Source organism: Pseudomonas sp. 2hn, assembly GCF_019646095.1.
In the GTDB taxonomy this organism is placed as follows: Bacteria; Pseudomonadota; Gammaproteobacteria; order Pseudomonadales; family Pseudomonadaceae; genus Aquipseudomonas; species Aquipseudomonas peradeniyensis.
Genome location: NZ_CP081016.1, coordinates 4,192,576 through 4,210,357 on the forward strand (window position 1 = coordinate 4,192,576; position 17,782 = coordinate 4,210,357).

Genomic DNA, 17,782 nt, shown 5'->3' on the forward strand with positions numbered 1-17,782 from the left:
CATCGAAGGGCAAGCCCGCTCCCACGCATGGCGATGAGGCCGTCGATCAATCGCGGAACAACCAGGGCTGGCTGGCGCGGTGCTTGCCCTCGAACGCCTTGATCGCGTCGCTGTCCTGCAGGGTCAGGCCGATATCGTCCAGGCCGTTGAGCAGGCAGTGCTTGCGGAACGCGTCGATCTCGAACTTCAGTACCTTGCCGTCCGGACGGGTCACGGCCTGGGCCTCGAGGTCGATGGTCAGCTGGTAACCCGGGGTGGCCTCGACCTGCTTGAACAGCTCGTCGACCTCGGCAGCGTCGAGAATGATCGGCAGCAGGCCGTTCTTGAAGCTGTTGTTGAAGAAGATGTCGGCGAAGCTCGGCGCGATCACGCTACGGAAACCGTACTCGTCAAGCGCCCACGGGGCATGCTCGCGACTCGAGCCGCAACCGAAGTTTTCCCGCGCCAGCAACACGCTGGCACCCTGGTAACGCGCATGGTTGAGCACGAAATCCTGGTTCAACGGACGCTTGCTGTTGTCCTGGTAAGGCTGACCGACGTCCAGGTAGCGCCACTCATCGAACAGGTTGGGGCCGAAGCCGGTACGCTTGATCGATTTGAGGAACTGCTTGGGAATGATCTGGTCGGTGTCGACGTTGGCACGATCCAATGGCGCGACAAGACCGGTGTGCTGGGTAAAGGCTTTCATGCTGCGCTCCCTTGGATCAACTCGCGGACATCGATGAAGTGGCCGGTCACCGCGGCGGCGGCGGCCATGGCCGGGCTGACCAGGTGGGTACGACCACCGGCGCCCTGGCGGCCTTCGAAGTTGCGGTTTGAGGTGGACGCGCAGTGCTCGCCGCTCTCCAGGCGGTCCGGGTTCATCGCCAGGCACATCGAGCAGCCCGGTTCACGCCACTCGAAACCGGCCTCGAGGAAGATCTTGTCCAACCCTTCGCGCTCGGCCTGGGCCTTGACCAGGCCCGAGCCCGGCACTACCAGCGCCTGCTTGACATTGGCGGCGACCTTGCGGCCCTTGGCGATCTCGGCCGCGGCGCGCAGGTCTTCGATGCGCGAGTTGGTGCACGAGCCGATGAACACGCGGTCGAGCTTGATGTCGGTGATTGCCTGGTTGGCGGCCAGACCCATGTACTTGAGGGCGCGCTCGATCGAGCCGCGCTTGATCAGGTCGGGCTCGGCGGCCGGGTCCGGCACGCGCTGGTCGACGGCCAGGACCATCTCCGGCGAAGTACCCCAGCTGACCTGCGGCTTGATCTGCGCGGCGTCGAGTTCGACCACGGTATCGAATACGGCATCGGCGTCGGACACCAGGGCTTTCCAGGCCTCGACGGCCTGCGTCCACTGCTCGCCCTTCGGCGCGTACGGACGGCCTTCGACATAGGCGACGGTAGTGCCGTCGACAGCCACCAGGCCTACCCGGGCCCCGGCTTCGATGGACATGTTGCAGATGGTCATGCGGCCTTCCATCGACAGCTCGCGGATGGCGCTGCCGGCGAACTCCATGGCGTGGCCGTTGCCGCCGGCGGTGCCGATCTTGCCGATCACGGCGAGGACGATGTCCTTGGCGGTGACGCCGGCGGGCAACTCACCCTCGACGCGCACCAGCATGTTCTTCATTTTCTTGGCCACCAGGCACTGGGTGGCGAGCACGTGCTCGACCTCGGAGGTGCCGATGCCATGGGCCAGGGCGCCGAACGCACCGTGGGTGGAGGTGTGCGAGTCGCCGCAGACCACGGTCATGCCCGGCAAGGTCGCGCCCTGCTCCGGGCTGATGACATGGACGATACCCTGACGCTCGTCATTCATCTTGAATTCGACGATGCCATATTCGTCACAGTTCTCATCGAGGGTCTGCACCTGAAGGCGCGACACCTGGTCGACGATGGCCTCGATACCGCCCTTGCGCTCCGGCGTGGTCGGCACGTTATGGTCGGGGGTGGCGATGTTGGCGTCGATGCGCCACGGTTTGCGGCTGGCCAGGCGCAGGCCTTCGAAAGCCTGGGGCGAAGTCACTTCGTGGATGATGTGGCGGTCGATGTAGATCAAGGACGAGCCGTCATCGCGGCGCTTGACCTCATGAGCTTCCCAGAGTTTGTCGTAGAGCGTTTTGCCAGCCATCAGACTGTTCCTCATCAGCGTCTTTCTATGCCAAAGACCCCTTGGCTTGTACGGACGATGCTATGGCGATAGATTGAATAACTCAAATTCATAATTTTCATGCTTTGCATAACCATTAGGAATTCAAATAGATGGACCTGGCCAACCTCAGCGCCTTCATCGCCATCGCCGAAACCGGCAGTTTTTCCGGGGCGGGCGAACGCCTGCACCTGACCCAGCCGGCCATCAGCAAACGCATCGCCGGCCTTGAGCAGCAACTGGACGTGCGCCTGTTCGACCGCCTGGGCCGCGAGGTCACCCTCACCGAGGCCGGCCGCGCCCTGCTGCCCCGCGCCTACCAAATCCTCAACGTACTCGATGATACCCGCCGCGCCCTGACCAACCTCACCGGGGCGGTGAGCGGTCGCCTGACACTGGCCACCAGCCATCACATCGGCCTGCACCGCCTGCCGCCGCTGCTGCGTGCCTTCACCCGCCAGTACCCGGCGGTGGCCCTGGATATCCAGTTCCTAGACTCGGAGGCGGCCTACGACGAAGTACTGCACGGCCGCGCCGAAATTGCCGTGATCACCCTGGCGCCCGAGCCGCACCACCTGGTACGGGCAGTGCCGGTGTGGGACGACGCCCTGGACTTCGTCGCCTCGCCCGAGCACCCGCTGGCCAGCAACGGCGCGGTCAGCCTGGCCGACGTGGCGCGCCACCCGGCGGTGTTCCCCGGCGGCAACACCTTCACCCACCATATCGTCCAGCGCCTGTTCGAGAGCCAGGGCCTGGTGCCGAACATCGCCATGAGCACCAACTACCTGGAAACCATCAAGATGATGGTGTCGATCGGCCTGGCGTGGAGCGTGCTGCCACGTACTATGCTCGATGAACAGGTGGCGCCCATCGCCCTGCCCGGCATACAGCTGTCACGCCAGCTAGGCTACATACTGCATACCGAACGCACGCTGTCGAACGCGGCCAGGGCCTTCATGGCCTTGCTCGACAGCCATGCAGGGTCCGCCTGACCGCTCGTCAGTACGGCATGACATCCACAAGGACGCGTTTTCCGCCAAAGGTCTGGTACCGATGCCCAAATCAGCAAACCGCTTTCCGCGCCTGCCACGCATCCCTGCGGCCGATCCCCAGGAATCGGAGCTGGCCTGGCAGAACGCTCCCCAGCTGCTGGCCGCGCTCAACGGCGCGCGCCTGGGCGCCTGGCTGTGGGACATCGAGAGTGGCCGGGTGAGCTGGTCACGGGGCACCCAGGCACTGTTCGGCTTCGATCCGCAGCGCCCGCTGCCCAACGACGTCGACTACCTGGACCTGCTTCCCGAGGAAGACCGCGCCCGCACCCGCCAGGCATTCCAGGCCGTGGTCAACGGCGAGCCGGTGGAGCAGGCCATGCGCCACCGCATCCGCTGGCCCGATGGCAGCGTGCACTGGCTGGAGATCAACGGCAGCCTGACCCACGACCCCCATGGCCGGCCACAGATGATCGGGGTCATTCGCGAAATCACCCGCCAGCGCGAGCGGGAAACCGCGCTGATCAACTCGGAAAAGCGCTTCGCCACCCTGTTCCACCTCAGCCCCAACGCCATCCTCCTGACCCGCCGCCATGACGGCCTGATCATCGAGGTCAACCAGCATTTCGAGCACATGTTCGGCTGGCCGGGCGCCCAGGTGGTCGGCAAGACCAGCCTGGAGCTGGGCCTGTGGGTCAATCCCGAACAGCGCCACCTGGTGATGGACGCCACCCGCGCCGGCAGCGGGCCGTTCACCCTGGAGGTGCAGTTCCGTGCCACCAGCGGCAAGATCCACGACGGCATCCTCTGCACCCAGGGCATCGAACTCGAAGGCGTCACCTACCTGATCAGCACCTTCGTCGACACCACCGAGCGCAAACGCGCCGAACAGGCGCTCAAGGACAGCCAGGAGCGCCTCGACCTGGCCCTGGACTCGGCCCAGCTCGGCACCTGGGACTGGCACATCCCCAGCGGCATGCTCTACGGCTCGGCCCGCGCCGCCCAGTTGCACGGGCTGGACCCGGTACCGTTCCACGAGTCGTTCGAGGCGTTCTTCGAAGGCGTGCCCGAACACGAGCGCAGCGCCATGCGCCAGGCCTACCGCAGCCTGCGCGAGGGGCCGGCGGGCAACTACCAGATCACCTACCGCGTGCAACTGGACAACGGCGCCTCGCGCTATATCGAAAGCCGCGCCCGGCTATATCGCGACGACCAGGGCAACCCGCTGCGCATGGCCGGCACCCTGCTCGACATCACCGACCAGGTCGAGCGCGAACAACGCCTGAGCGCCTCGGAAGAAAAATTCGCCAGCCTGTTCCAGGTCAGCCCCGACCCGATCTGCGTGACCCGCCAGGACACCGGCCAGTTCATCGAGATCAACCCGGCCTTCAGCCAGACCTTCGGCTGGAACCCGGAGCAGATCCTCGGCCAGACCGCCGAGGAGATCGGCCTGTGGGCCGAATCGGCCGAGCGCGCCCAGCGCATCGAGCGGGTGATCCGCGACCAGGCCCTGAGCAACGTGGCGGTGGTGGTCAACCACCGCAACGGCACGCCGCTGACCTGCGTGATCTCCAGTCGCCTGATCAGCGTCGACAGCCAGCCCTGCAGCGTCACCACCCTGCGCGACATCACCCAGCAGCAACGCGCCGAGGCGGCGCTCAAGGCCAGCGAAGAGAAATTCGCCAAGGCGTTCCACTCCAGCCCCGACGCCATCACCATCACCGAACGCCAGAGCGGGCGCTACGTGGAGGTCAACGACGGCTTCAGCCGGCTGACCGGCTACAGCCCCGAGGAAGTGGTGGGGCGCACGGTCTACGAGATCGGCATCTGGGCCGACGAAAAACAGCGCGCCGCCCTGCTCAACGAACTGCGCGAGCGCGGCCGCGTGCATCACCGCGAGATGCTCGGGCGCAACAAGCGCGGCGACATCCTCACCGTGGAAGTCTCGGTGGAGCCGATCAGCCTCAACGAAACCGACTGCCTGCTGCTCACCGCCCGCGATGTCAGCCTGCTGAAGAACGCCCAGGCGCAGATCCGCCACCTGGCCTACCACGACCCGCTGACCAACCTGCCCAACCGCGCCCTGCTGATGGACCGCCTGAGCCAGCAGATCGCCCTGCTCAAGCGCCACAACCTGCGCGGCGCGCTGCTGTTCCTCGACCTCGACCACTTCAAGCACATCAACGACTCCCTCGGCCATCCGGTGGGCGACACGGTGCTGAAGATCATCACCGCCCGCCTCGAGGCCAGCGTGCGCCTTGAGGACACCGTGGCGCGCCTGGGTGGCGACGAGTTCGTGGTGCTGCTCAGCGGCCTGGAGGGCAGCCGCGAGGTGGTCGAGACCCGGGTCCGCGAGCTGGCCGACACCCTGCGCGAGCTGCTGGCCGAGCCGATGTCGCTGGACGGCCAGCGCCTGCAGGTGACGCCGAGCATCGGCGTGGCGCTGATTCCCGACCATGGCGCCACCCCCGCCGACCTGCTCAAGCGCGCCGACATCGCCCTGTACCGGGCCAAGGACTCCGGCCGCAACACCACCCAGCTGTTCCACACCACCATGCAGAAGGCCGCCAGCGAGCGCCTGCGCATGGAAAGCGACCTGCGCCTGGCCCTGGCCCGGGGCGAACTGGCCTTGCACTTCCAGCCCCAGGTCGATGCCCGCGACAACCGCATCGTCGGCGCCGAGGTGCTGCTGCGCTGGCACCACCCGCAACTGGGCCAGCAACCGCCGGCGCAGTTCATCCAGGTGCTGGAGGAAAGCGGCCTGATCCTCGAAGTCGGCAGCTGGATCCTCGACGAGGCCTGCGATGCCTGCGCGCGCATGCTCGCGGACGGCCTGATCGACGCCGACGACTTCAGCCTGTGCGTCAACATCAGCCCGCGGCAGTTCCGCCAGAACGACTTCGTCGAGCGGGTGCTGCGCAGCCTCGACGACTACCGCCTGCCGCGGCGCATGCTGACGCTGGAGATCACCGAAGGCATCGTCATCCAGAACCTGGAGGACACCATCAGCAAGATGCGCGAGCTCAAGGGCTACGGCGTGAGCTTCGCCATGGACGACTTCGGCACCGGGTATTCCTCGCTCACCTACCTCAAGCGCCTGCCGGTGGATGCGCTGAAGATCGACCAGACCTTCGTGCGCGACGCGCCGGTCGACCCCAACGACGCCGAGATCGTCCGCGCCATCGTCGCCATGGCCCGCAGCCTGGAACTGGCGGTGATTGCCGAGGGCGTGGAGCTGACCGAGCAGCTGGAATTCCTCGAGCGGCTGGGTTGCCACCTGTACCAGGGCTACCTGCACAGCCGGCCGCTACCGTTGCCGGAGTTCCGCCAGATGCTGCTGGAGGCGCCGGCGGATTACTGAACTGGCCTGGTAACAGTTCACGCATGGCGTGGGAGCGGGCTTGCCCCGCGATTGCGGTATGAGACCCAGCATTGCAATCGCGGGGCAAGCCCGCTCCCACGCCAGTCAAAGGGCATTCATCCCCGGCACAAAGCAGAAAGGGCACCCGAAGGTGCCCTTTGTTTCATCCCGCCGAACTCAGTTCAGCGCCGGCTTCTCGCCGTTGATCGGGATGCGCTTGGCCTTGGCTTCTTCCGGCACGATGCGCAGCAGCTCGATGCTGAGCAGGCCGTTGGCCAGGCCCGCGCCCTTGACTTCGATATGGTCGGCCAGGCGGAACGACAGCTTGAAGGCGCGCTGGGCAATGCCCTGGTGCAGGAAGGTGACGCCTTCGCCTGTGTTGTCACGCTTGCCGCCGGTCACGGTCAGAACGCCCTTTTCGACCTGCAGGTCGAGGTCCTGTTCCTGGAAGCCGGCTGCGGCAACCACGATGCGATAGTGGTCATCGCCATGCTTTTCCACGTTGTAGGGCGGGTAGCTGCTACCAGCCTCGTTACGGGCGGCGGCTTCGAACAGGTCGTTGAAACGGTCGAAACCGACGGAGTTGCGGAAAAGCGGTGCGAGAGAGAAAGCGGTAGTCATGGTCATTAACTCCTGAGATTTCAGCAAGTAAAGTCACTACGCGACCCGACTTCGGCATCGCGTACTCAAGAGATATGTCCGGCCAAAAGGCTTTCAAGGGCTGGCCTGAAAAAATTTTCGACTGGGTATGGCTTCGTGGGAGCGGACTTGCCCCGCGATCGCGCCAGCTCAGGCGACACAAGCCTCGACGGCCTGCAACTCCATCCCCAGCAACCCACTGATCCGCTGGCAGTCATCCTCCCGACGCAACTCGGCGAACAGCGCCACCGCCTCGGGATAGCCACGGGTCAGCATCGCCAGCCACTGTTTCATCCGCCCCGGCGCGTAGCGCGGCGACAGCTTGTCCTGGGCCTGGCGCCAGAACTCGCGCAGCAGCGGCAGCAACTCGTCCCAGCTCATCGGCTGGTACTCGACGCCATCGCGGGCCGCGGCGATCTGCAGGGCCAGGTCCGGACGCGACACCAGCCCACGGCCCAGCATGATATCCCTGGCGCCACTGACCTCGCGGCAGCGCCGCCAATCATCGACCGTCCAGATCTCGCCATTGGCGAACACCGGCACCGCGACCACATCCTGCACCCGCGCCACCCACTCCCAGTGGGCCGGCGGCTTGTAGCCCTCGACCTTGGTCCGCGCATGCACCACCAGGTGCGCCGAGCCGCCTTCGGCCAGCGCCCTGGCGCAGTCCAGCGCGCCGTCGGGGCTGTCGTAGCCCAGACGCATCTTCGAGGTCACCGGAATATGCGCCGGCACCGCGCGACGCACCTCGCGGACGATCGCGTGCAGCAGCTCGGGCTCCTTGAGCAGCACCGCCCCGCCCCGGGACTTGTTGACGGTCTTGGCCGGGCAACCGAAGTTCAGGTCGATGACCGGCGCGCCCAGCTCGCAGGCCAGGGCCGCGTTTTCAGCCAGGCACACAGGATCCGAGCCGAGCAGCTGTACACGCATCGGCACGCCGGCGGCGGTGCGCGCGCCCTGGCGCAGCTCTGGCGCCAGCTTGTCGAACGACGACGCCGGCAGCAGGCGGTCGCAGACGCGGATGAACTCGGTGACGCACCAATCGATGCCGCCCACCCGGGTCAGGACGTCGCGCAGGATGTTGTCGACCAGCCCCTCCATCGGGGCCAGGGCAATTTGCATTTCAGGGTCTCGCCACGCAAAAGGCGGCAGTCTAGCAAAAAACCGCCGCGCTTCAGCGGCCGGTCAGCGCCGGACCGTAACCATCGAGGAATTCCGCCGGCATGCGCTTGGGCTTGCCGCTGGACAGCTCGATGCAGGCGAAGGTGGTCTGCGCCCGCAGCAAGGTGACGCCATCACTCGGGCGCTTGAGCTGGAAGCGTCGGGTCATGCGCAGGCGCTGGTCCCAGTCGACGATCCAGGTGCCCAGCTGCAGCTCGTCGTCCTCATAGGCGGCGGCGAGGTAGTCGATTTCATGGCGGACCACGGCCATCGCCCGGTCCAGCCGGCGATACTCGGCCAGGTCCAGCCCCAGGCGCTGGGAATGGCGCCAGGCACAGCGCTCTAGCCAGGTGACATAGACGGCGTTGTTGGCGTGGCCGAGGCCGTCGATGTCCTCGCTGCCGACGCGTAGGTCGATGATGAATGGTGCTGCCAGATCCCAACTCATGCCCGCTCCCGGTGTTCAGTGACCGGGCAGAGTGTAACGGATGCTCAGGCGCTTTGCCGCGCGCGCTGGCTGGAGCGCGCCAGCAGTTCCATCACCGCCTCGCCCAGGCGCGGGTCGGCCAGCACCCGCTGATGGCCGCCCTCCTCCAGCAGCAGCAAACGGCTGTCGAACCAGGCCTGGTGAATCACCGGCGCCTCGCCGGCCGGCACCACCGGATCGTCCTCGGCATGCACCACCAGGCCCGGCACATCCAGCTGATAGCCACTGACATCCAGGCGCGCCACTTGGACGCCGACATCCCGCTCCACCTGACGGATGAACGCGGCCCTGGCCCGGGCCGGCAGGCCAAGACGCCGGGCGAAGCCGCGCAGCACGCCAAGCAGGCGTGCCGGCGCGGCGATGCTGACCGCCGCATCGGTGCGCAGCCCCCATTGCAGGGCCAGCAACAGGCTGGCGCCGCCCATGGAGTGGCCAATCACTGCCCGCAACGGCGGCAGCTCGGCGGCGGCCTCCAGCAAGGCCCGGGCAAACGCCACCACATGCGCCTGCTCGCCGGGCGAGCGCCCATGGGCCGGCCCTTCCAGCGACACCACGGTGTGGCCGCTGTCGACCAGCCGCTCGATCAGCGCCGCGAACTGGGTCGGACGCCCTTCCCAGCCGTGCATCAGCAACACCGTCGGTCCCTGCCCCCAGCGCAGCGCCGACAGCCCGAAGCGCAGGGTAATGCGCTCGGCGCGGGCCAGCAGCGGCAGCTCCCAGGATTTGGGCGGCAAGGTGCGCGGCGTCATGAAGGCACGACGCATCTTGCCGGCGACATGCTCGGGGACCAGGTGGCCGAGGGTGCCATTGACGCCACGAATCCAGCTCAAAGTAGTCATCGCCTTGCTCCAGGGTCAGGTTGCTCAGATCACCGCCGACTTGGCGGCGCGCAGGATACGGTCGGACAGCTCGCCATCGCCCAGGGCACGGGCCACGGCCAGGCCACCCACCATCAGGGCGAAATCGGCCAGCGCCTTGTCGATGTCTTCGGGGCGATCGACCATCTGTGCGGTCATCAGCTCGATGTGTTCGGCCAGCACGTTGCGAAACGCCTCCGGCAGACGTTGCATCTCGCTCAGCGCATTGGGGATCGGACACGCCTGCACCTCGGAATCTCGGTGCTTGCGCGACAGGTAGAAGGCCGCGACCAGGGCCCGACGCCCGGCGCCGTCAAGGGCGGGATCGACCTGAGCGAGCAAGGCGCGGCGCTCGCCGAGCAACTGGCTGAACGCCTCGAGCATGAGCTCGTCCTTGCTGTCGAAGTGGGCATAGAAGCCGCCGACTGTCAGCCCCGCGGCACCCATGACCTGGCTGACGCTCGGCTCGGCCGGCCCCTGCTGGACCAGCGCGCTACGGGCGGCATCAAGGATGCGTTCGCGGGTCTTGCTCTTCTTGTCGCTCATGGCTCACCTCAAAACATTATGCCTATCATATTATGCTCATAATATTTTCTGGCAAGCGGAATCTGCGGCCATTGATCGGCGCAGCGACAGTTTTCGGGAGGCAGAAAAAACAAAAGGCCCATTCAATAATCGAATGAGCCTTATAAGTCCTGCAAAACGCAGGTAAAAAATTGGCGTCCCCTAGGGGACTCGAACCCCTGTTACCGCCGTGAAAGGGCGGTGTCCTAGGCCACTAGACGAAGGGGACTTTAACCTTCGTGCCGACTCGCTGCTGCGAATCGTGGCGAATTGGTGGAGCTAAGCGGGATCGAACCGCTGACCTCCTGCATGCCATGCAGGCGCTCTCCCAGCTGAGCTATAGCCCCGAGTAAAACAAATGACTCACCGATCTGGATGATGAGCCATTCAACTCCCGCAAACGCGGGTAAAAGTGGCGTCCCCTAGGGGACTCGAACCCCTGTTACCGCCGTGAAAGGGCGGTGTCCTAGGCCACTAGACGAAGGGGACGTAACCTTCGTGCCGACCCGCTTTCGCGAATCGCGGCAAAATTGGTGGAGCTAAGCGGGATCGAACCGCTGACCTCCTGCATGCCATGCAGGCGCTCTCCCAGCTGAGCTATAGCCCCGGATTTCTAGCCTCGCGGCCCAGCGACATCGTGAAACATCGCTTGTGTGAAACTGGCGTCCCCTAGGGGACTCGAACCCCTGTTACCGCCGTGAAAGGGCGGTGTCCTAGGCCACTAGACGAAGGGGACGAACCTTCTTACCTTCAAGACCAGTTTGCTGGAACCGGTCTTGCCTGACGGCCTTGGCCATCAGTCGGAATTTGGTGGAGCTAAGCGGGATCGAACCGCTGACCTCCTGCATGCCATGCAGGCGCTCTCCCAGCTGAGCTATAGCCCCACAATGTCGCTCTGAACCGAAGCGCTGGCTGGGTGCCTGGCGTTTCGTTTTCGCTCATCGCTGTGGACGGGGCGCATATTAAGATCGGATTGCAGGGCTGTCAAACGAATTTTTGAAAATATTCAAAATTTTTTTCACAGATAACAATCACTTACCGCCCTGCCCTGCTGAATCAGAGCGCCGTTCCCTTGTAGGAGCGGCCTTGTGTCGCGAAAGGACCGCAAAGCGGTCCCTCGATTTCAGCATCAGTGCATAAATCACTGGGGCCGCCATGCGGCCCTTTCGCGGCACAAGGCCGCTCCTACAGAATCGGTGAAAGCTGGATCAGGCGATGTTCGCCAGCAGCTTCTCCCACTCCTTGTTTTCCTTCTTCGACACGCCACCGAGCAGGTCGATGGCCTGGCGCAGGCGGTAGCGGGTCAGATCGGGACCGAGGATTTCCATGGCGTCGAGCACCGACACCGAGCTGGCCTGGCCGGTGATGGCGGCGAACATCAGCGGCATGGCATCGCGCAGCTTGAACTCCAGCGACTCGACCACGGCCTGGATGCAGCCGGTGATACGGTCCTTTTCCCACTGACGCAGGCTTTCCAGCTTCCACAGGATCAGCTGCATCACCTGGCGTACCTGGTCGGCCGACAGCTTCTTGCTCTCGAACAGCTTGGCGTCGAGCTTGAGCGCGCCCTCGAAGAAGAAGCCACCCAGCGGGGCGACCTGGCTGAAGGTCTCGACCCGGCCCTGCACGTGCGGGGCGATCTTCATCATGTAGTCGCTGTTGAACGCCCACTTCTGCACGCGCGCGGCGAACTCTTCCACCGGCAGCTCACGCAGCCACTGGCCGTTCAGCCACGACAGCTTCTCGATGTCGAAGATCGGACCGCCCAGGGAGATGCGCGACAGGTCGAAGTGCTCGACCATCTCGGCCAGCGAGAACTTCTCGCGCTCATCCGGCATCGACCAGCCCATGCGCCCCAGGTAGTTGAGCATCGCTTCGGGCATGAAGCCCATGCGCTCGTAGAAGGTCACCGAGGTCGGGTTCTTGCGCTTGGACAGCTTGCTCTTGTCGGGGTTGCGCAGCAGCGGCATGTAGCACAGCTTGGGCTGTTCCCAGCCGAAGTACTCATACAGCTTGATCAGCTTGGGCGCCGACGGCAGCCACTCTTCGCCGCGCAGCACATGGGTGATGCCCATCAGGTGGTCGTCGACCACGTTGGCCAGGAAGTACGTCGGCAGGCCGTCGTTCTTCATCAGCACCTGCATGTCCATGCGGTCCCACGGGATCTCGACGTCGCCACGGAGCATGTCCGGTACCACGCAGACGCCTTCGCTCGGCACCTTCATGCGGATCACGTGCGGCTCGCCAGCGGCCAGGCGGCGCTGCACTTCCTCGTCGCTCAGCAACAGGGCGCGGCCGTCGTAGCGCGGGGTTTCGCCGCGGGCCATCTGCTCGGCACGCATCTGCTCCAGCTCTTCGGCGGTGCAGAAGCAGTAGAAGGCATGGCCGGCGTCGACCAGCTGCTTGGCGTACTTGGCATAGATCTCGCCACGCTCGCTCTGCCGGTACGGGCCGTGCGGGCCGCCGACGTCCGGGCCTTCGTTCCATTCGATGCCGAGCCAGCGCAGGGCGTCGAAGATCTGCTGCTCGGACTCGCGGGTGGAGCGCAACTGGTCGGTGTCTTCGATCCGCAGGATGAACTCACCGCCGTGCTGCTTGGCGAAGCAGTAGTTGAACAGGGCGATGTAGGCGGTGCCGACATGGGGGTCGCCGGTGGGCGATGGCGCGATGCGCGTACGAACGGTGGTCATGGAGAGTCTCGGACAAAGAGAAACAAAGGCGGAATGTTAGCAGGGAGCGGGCACCGGGCTCCAGCAATGGCGCGATCGTCACTTGTGAGCGTCCGGTCGAGCGCTGTTATATTTGCTTACATTTTCGCAATGACTGCCTCCCATGCCCACTCCACTCAAACGTCGCCTGCTGGTCTTCCTCTCCCTGGTGCTGCTGGTCGGCCTCGCCTTCCTGGCCCACTGGTACTTCAAGGGGCGCTTCTTCGAGAGCACCGACAACGCCTATGTGCAGGGCGAGATCACCCGCATCTCCAGCCAGCTGGGCGCGCGCATCGACGAGGTGCGGGTCGAGGACAACCAACACGTGCGCAAGGGCGACCTTTTGGTGCGCCTGGAAGCCGCCGACTTCGAACTGGCCGTCGAGCGCGCCCGCGCGGCCCTGGCCACCCGCGAGGCGGAACTGGCCCAGGCGCGCAGCCGCCTGACCCAGCAAGGCAGCCTGATCGCCGCCGGCCAAGCCCAGGTCGCCGCCAGCCAGGCCACCCTCGACCGCTCGCAGCTGGACCTCAACCGCGCTCAGGCCCTGCGCAAGCCAGGCTTCGTCTCCGAAGAGCGGGTCACCACCCTGTCGGCGGAAAGCCATGTCGCCCGCTCCCAGGTGGACAAGGCCCAGGCCGACCTCAAGGGCCAGCGCCAGCAGGTCGACGCCCTGAACGCCGAACTCAAGCGCCTCGACGCGCAGATCGCCAATGCCCACGCCGACCTGGCCCAGGCCGAGCTGAACCTGACCCGCTGCGCGATCCACGCGCCGATCAGCGGCACCATCGGCCAGCGCAGCGCCCGCAACGGCCAGGTGGTGCAGGCCGGCGCCTACCTGCTGTCGATCGTCCCCGACGAGGACATCTGGGTGCAGGCCAACTTCAAGGAAACCCAGATCGGCCGGATGCACCCCGGCCAGCGTGCCGAACTGCTGTTCGACAGCTACCCCGACACCCCGATCGAAGGCCGCGTGAACAGCCTGTTCGCCGCTTCCGGCGCGCAGTTCAGCCTGTTGCCGCCAGACAACGCCACCGGCAACTTCACCAAGGTGGTGCAGCGCATTCCGGTCAAGCTGACCTTCGCCGCCGACAACCCGTTGCATGGACGCATCCGCCCAGGCATGTCGGTCACCGCCACGGTCGACCTGCGCGATGGGGATGCGGATGGCCGGTGACCCGCTGCTGCGCCCCACCGCGGAGCCGACCCGGCGCGACTGGATCGCGGTGATGAGCGTGATGCTCGGCGCCTTCATGGCGGTGCTGGACATCCAGATCACCAACTCTTCGCTCAAGGACATCCAGGGCGCGCTGTCGGCGACCCTGGAGGAAGGCTCGTGGATCTCCACCTCATACCTGGTGGCCGAGATCATCATGATCCCGCTGACCGCCTGGCTGGTGCAGCTGCTCTCGGCCCGGCGCCTGGCGGTGTGGGTGTCGCTGGGCTTCCTGGTGTCGTCGCTGCTGTGCTCGATGGCCTGGAACCTCGAGAGCATGATCGTGTTTCGCGCCCTGCAAGGCTTCACCGGCGGCGCGCTGATCCCGCTGGCGTTCACCCTGACCCTGATCAAGCTGCCCGAACACCACCGCGCCAAGGGCATGGCCATGTTCGCCATGACCGCCACCTTCGCCCCCTCCATCGGCCCGACCCTGGGCGGCTGGCTGACCGAGAACTGGGGCTGGGAATACATCTTCTACATCAACATCCCGCCCGGGCTGGTGATGATCGCCGGCCTGCTCTACGGGCTGGAGAAAAAGGAAGCACACTGGGAACTGCTCAAGAGCACCGACTACGCCGGTATCGCCACCCTCGGCCTGGGCCTGGGCTGCCTGCAGGTGTTTCTCGAGGAGGGGCATCGCAAGGACTGGCTGGAATCGAACCTGATCGTAAGCCTCGGCAGCGTCGCCCTGCTCAGCCTGATCCTGTTCGTGATCCTGCAGTTCTCCCGCCCGCACCCGCTGATCAACCTGCGCATCCTCGGCAACCGCAATTTCGGCCTGTCGAGCATCGCCAGCCTGGGCATGGGCGTCGGCCTGTACGGGTCGATCTACCTGCTGCCGCTGTACCTGGCGCAGATCCAGGGCTACAACGCCCTGCAGATCGGCGAGGTGATCATGTGGATGGGGGTGCCGCAGCTGTTCCTGATCCCGCTGGTGCCGCAGTTGATGAAGGTGATCCCGCCCAAGGTGCTGTGCGCCCTGGGCTTTTGCCTGTTCGGCGCGGCCAGCTTCGGCTCCGGGGTGCTCAACCCGGACTTCGCCGGCCCGCAGTTCAATCAGATCCAGGTAATCCGCGCCCTTGGCCAGCCGATGATCATGGTGACCATCTCGCTGATTGCCACGGCCTACATCCAGCCCCAGGACGCGGGCTCGGCGTCGAGCCTGTTCAATATCCTGCGCAACCTGGGCGGCGCCATCGGCATTGCCTTGCTGGCGACGCTGCTGGATGCACGAACCAAGGAATACTTCGACTACCTGCGCGAGGCGGTGGTGCCGAGCAACCCCCAGGTGGCGGAGCGACTGGCGCAGCTGGCAGAGCGGCTGGGCAGCGATAACGCGGCGCTGGGCAAGCTGTCCGAGATTACCCACCAGCAGGCCTTGATCATGGCCTATAACGATGCCTTCCATTTTGTCGGGATCGGGCTGGCGGTGAGCACGCTGGCGGTGTTGCTGACGCGCACGTTGCCGCAGGGGTTGAAGGCGGGTGAGGCGCACTGACACAGTTCACAAACAGAATCTGTCGTGCGGCTGCCGGCCTCTTCGCGGGTAAACCCGCTCCCACAGGATTCGCGTTGACGCTGAACCTGTGGGAGCGGGTTTACCCGCGAAGAGGCCGTTACTGATAGACACTGCTCAACTGGTCAGCAGGCGCTCGCGCAGCTTGCCGATCTCGTCGCGCAACTGCGCGGCGGCCTCGAACTCCAGGTCGCGGGCGAACTGGAACATCTTTTCTTCCAGCTGCTTGATGCGCTTGGTGATCTGCGCCGGGGTCTGCAGCTCGGCCTCGTAGCGCTCGGCCTCCTCCGCCGCCTTGGCCATGCCCTTGCGCTTCTTGCTCCGCGCTCCAGGCACCGTGGCGCCTTCCATGATGTCGGTGATGTCCTTGACCACGCCCTTGGGCACGATGCCATTGGCTTCGTTGAACGCCACCTGCTTGGCCCGGCGCCGCTCGGTCTCGTCGATGGCCCGCTGCATGGAGCCGGTGATGTTGTCGGCGTAGAGAATCGCCTTGCCATTGAGGTTGCGCGCGGCACGGCCGATGGTCTGGATCAGCGAGCGCTCGGAACGCAGGAAACCTTCCTTGTCGGCATCGAGGATCGCCACCAGCGACACCTCGGGCATGTCCAGGCCCTCGCGCAGCAGGTTGATCCCCACCAGCACGTCGAAGGTGCCCAGGCGCAGGTCGCGGATGATCTCGACCCGCTCGACGGTGTCGATGTCCGAGTGCAGGTAGCGCACCCGCACGTCGTGGTCGGCCAGGTAGTCGGTGAGGTCCTCGGCCATGCGTTTGGTGAGCGTGGTGGCCAGCACCCGCTCGCCCATGGCCACGCGCTTGCCGATCTCCGACAGCAGGTCGTCCACCTGGGTCAATGCCGGGCGCACCTCGACCTGCGGATCGACCAGGCCGGTCGGCCGCACCACCTGCTCCACCACCCGCCCGGCGTGCTCGGCCTCGTAGGGGCCGGGCGTGGCGGAAACGAAGATGGTCTGCGGGCTGACCGCCTCCCATTCATCAAAACGCATCGGCCGGTTGTCCAGTGCCGACGGCAGGCGGAAGCCGTACTCCACCAGGGTTTCCTTGCGCGAGCGGTCGCCCTTGTACATGGCGCCGACCTGGGGAACGCTGACGTGGGATTCGTCGATCACCAGCAGCGCGTCATCCGGCAGGTAGTCGTAGAGCGTGGGCGGCGGCGCGCCGGCCGGGCGCCCGGAGAGGTAGCGCGAGTAGTTCTCGATGCCGTTGCAGTAGCCCAGTTCGAGGATCATCTCCAGGTCGAAACGGGTGCGCTGCTCCAGGCGCTGGGCCTCCACCAGCTTGTTGTGCGAATTCAGGTACTCGAGGCGCTCCTTGAGCTCCTCCTTGATCCCGTCCACGGCCTCGACCAGGGTTTCCCGCGGGGTCACGTAGTGGCTCTTGGGATAGAAGGTGAACCGCGGCAGCTTGCGGATCACCTCGCCGGTGAGCGGGTCGAAGGCGGCGATGTTCTCCACCTCGTCGTCGAACAGCTCGATGCGGATCGCCTCCAGGTCCGATTCGGCCGGGAAGATGTCGATCACGTCGCCGCGCACACGGAAGGTGGCACGGGCGAAGTCCATCTCGTTGCGGGTGTACTGCAGGTCGGCCAGGCGCCGCAGCAGGGCGCGCTGGTCGAGCTTGTCGCCGCGATCGACGTGCAGGACCATCTTCAGGTACGTCTCGGGGCTGCCCAGACCGTAGATGCACGACACGGTGGTGACGATGATCGCGTCGCGTCGCTCCAGCAGCGCCTTGGTCGCCGACAGGCGCATCTGCTCGATGTGGTCGTTGATCGACGCGTCCTTCTCGATGAAGGTGTCCGACGACGGCACGTAGGCTTCGGGCTGGTAGTAGTCGTAGTAGGAGACGAAGTACTCCACCGCGTTGTTCGGGAAGAACGCCTTGAACTCGCCGTACAACTGCGCCGCCAGGGTCTTGTTCGGCGCCAGCACCATGGTCGGGCGCTGCACCTGCTGGATGACGTTGGCAATGCTGAAGGTCTTGCCCGAGCCGGTCACCCCGAGCAGGGTCTGGTGCGACAGGCCCGCGTCGATGCCCTCGACCATCTGGCGGATGGCCTCGGGCTGGTCGCCGGCCGGCTGGAATCGGGTGACGAGCTGGAACTCGGACATGACGGACCTCGTGGA

13 protein-coding genes and 6 tRNA genes are annotated in these 17,782 nt (G+C 65.4%); 4 read left to right on the forward strand and 15 right to left on the reverse strand.

The annotated features are described in order from the left end of the window. Positions 1 to 46: 46 nt before the first annotated feature. Entirely contained in the window at positions 47 to 688 is a 642-nt protein-coding gene (gene leuD, locus K2O50_RS18870) for a 3-isopropylmalate dehydratase small subunit (RefSeq protein WP_050704729.1), read from the reverse strand. Further along, entirely contained in the window at positions 685 to 2,118 is a 1,434-nt protein-coding gene (gene leuC / locus K2O50_RS18875; RefSeq protein WP_050704728.1) for a 3-isopropylmalate dehydratase large subunit, read from the reverse strand. Before leuC ends, leuD begins: the two co-directional genes overlap by 4 nt. A gap of 131 nt (positions 2,119 to 2,249) precedes the next feature. Between leuC and K2O50_RS18880 the strand changes: the two genes are divergently transcribed. Next, on the forward strand, positions 2,250 to 3,128 hold the full coding sequence (locus K2O50_RS18880) for a LysR family transcriptional regulator (protein WP_028690430.1): 879 nt from the start codon (positions 2,250 to 2,252) through the stop codon (positions 3,126 to 3,128). Positions 3,129 to 3,189: 61 nt separating this feature from the next. Further along, positions 3,190 to 6,486, forward strand: coding sequence for a PAS domain S-box protein (locus K2O50_RS18885; RefSeq protein ID WP_220689927.1), 3,297 nt, complete (start codon positions 3,190 to 3,192; stop codon positions 6,484 to 6,486). Between the two features lie 177 nt (positions 6,487 to 6,663). On the opposite strand, the gene K2O50_RS18890 is transcribed toward K2O50_RS18885, so the two are convergent. The 12 genes from K2O50_RS18890 to gltX form a co-directional block, all read right to left on the reverse strand. After that, positions 6,664 to 7,107: an Hsp20 family protein gene (locus K2O50_RS18890; RefSeq protein ID WP_050704726.1), complete on the reverse strand. Its 444-nt coding sequence runs from the start codon at positions 7,105 to 7,107 to the stop codon at positions 6,664 to 6,666. A gap of 168 nt (positions 7,108 to 7,275) precedes the next feature. Next, the gene (locus tag K2O50_RS18895) at positions 7,276 to 8,247 is read right to left on the reverse strand and encodes a tRNA-dihydrouridine synthase (protein WP_050704725.1); all 972 of its coding nucleotides are present in this window, start codon (positions 8,245 to 8,247) and stop codon (positions 7,276 to 7,278) included. A 52-nt stretch (positions 8,248 to 8,299) separates the two neighbouring features. Continuing rightward, positions 8,300 to 8,734: a thioesterase family protein gene (locus K2O50_RS18900; RefSeq protein ID WP_050704724.1), complete on the reverse strand. Its 435-nt coding sequence runs from the start codon at positions 8,732 to 8,734 to the stop codon at positions 8,300 to 8,302. Between the two features lie 44 nt (positions 8,735 to 8,778). Beyond that, complete coding sequence (locus K2O50_RS18905) at positions 8,779 to 9,612, reverse strand: alpha/beta fold hydrolase (RefSeq protein WP_050704723.1); 834 nt, start codon at positions 9,610 to 9,612, stop codon at positions 8,779 to 8,781. Positions 9,613 to 9,636: 24 nt separating this feature from the next. Beyond that, positions 9,637 to 10,176 carry a TetR/AcrR family transcriptional regulator gene (locus K2O50_RS18910; protein WP_050704722.1) on the reverse strand — a complete coding sequence of 180 codons (540 nt, stop codon included), beginning with the start codon at positions 10,174 to 10,176 and terminating at the stop codon, positions 9,637 to 9,639. 171 nt (positions 10,177 to 10,347) lie between these two features. Then, a tRNA-Glu gene (locus tag K2O50_RS18915) sits at positions 10,348 to 10,423 on the reverse strand. Positions 10,424 to 10,465: 42 nt separating this feature from the next. Continuing rightward, positions 10,466 to 10,541: transfer RNA gene (locus K2O50_RS18920), tRNA-Ala, on the reverse strand. Positions 10,542 to 10,607: 66 nt separating this feature from the next. Further along, a tRNA-Glu gene (locus K2O50_RS18925) sits at positions 10,608 to 10,683 on the reverse strand. Positions 10,684 to 10,725: 42 nt separating this feature from the next. Beyond that, positions 10,726 to 10,801 (reverse strand) — tRNA-Ala (locus K2O50_RS18930). Positions 10,802 to 10,854: 53 nt separating this feature from the next. Beyond that, positions 10,855 to 10,930, reverse strand: a tRNA-Glu gene (locus K2O50_RS18935). 72 nt (positions 10,931 to 11,002) lie between these two features. Further along, positions 11,003 to 11,078: transfer RNA gene (locus K2O50_RS18940), tRNA-Ala, on the reverse strand. A gap of 324 nt (positions 11,079 to 11,402) precedes the next feature. After that, positions 11,403 to 12,884, reverse strand: a complete 1,482-nt coding sequence (gene gltX, locus K2O50_RS18945; RefSeq protein ID WP_028690423.1) for a glutamate--tRNA ligase — start codon at positions 12,882 to 12,884, stop codon at positions 11,403 to 11,405. A gap of 142 nt (positions 12,885 to 13,026) precedes the next feature. Between gltX and K2O50_RS18950 the strand changes: the two genes are divergently transcribed. Beyond that, the gene (locus K2O50_RS18950; protein ID WP_050704721.1) at positions 13,027 to 14,076 is read left to right on the forward strand and encodes an HlyD family secretion protein; all 1,050 of its coding nucleotides are present in this window, start codon (positions 13,027 to 13,029) and stop codon (positions 14,074 to 14,076) included. A 49-nt stretch (positions 14,077 to 14,125) separates the two neighbouring features. Continuing rightward, complete coding sequence (locus K2O50_RS18955) at positions 14,126 to 15,616, forward strand: MDR family MFS transporter (protein WP_177330831.1); 1,491 nt, start codon at positions 14,126 to 14,128, stop codon at positions 15,614 to 15,616. 135 nt (positions 15,617 to 15,751) lie between these two features. On the opposite strand, the gene uvrB is transcribed toward K2O50_RS18955, so the two are convergent. Continuing rightward, a complete protein-coding gene (gene uvrB / locus K2O50_RS18960; RefSeq protein ID WP_050704719.1) occupies positions 15,752 to 17,767 on the reverse strand; it encodes an excinuclease ABC subunit UvrB in 2,016 nt (671 codons plus the stop codon). Positions 17,768 to 17,782: the final 15 nt, after the last annotated feature.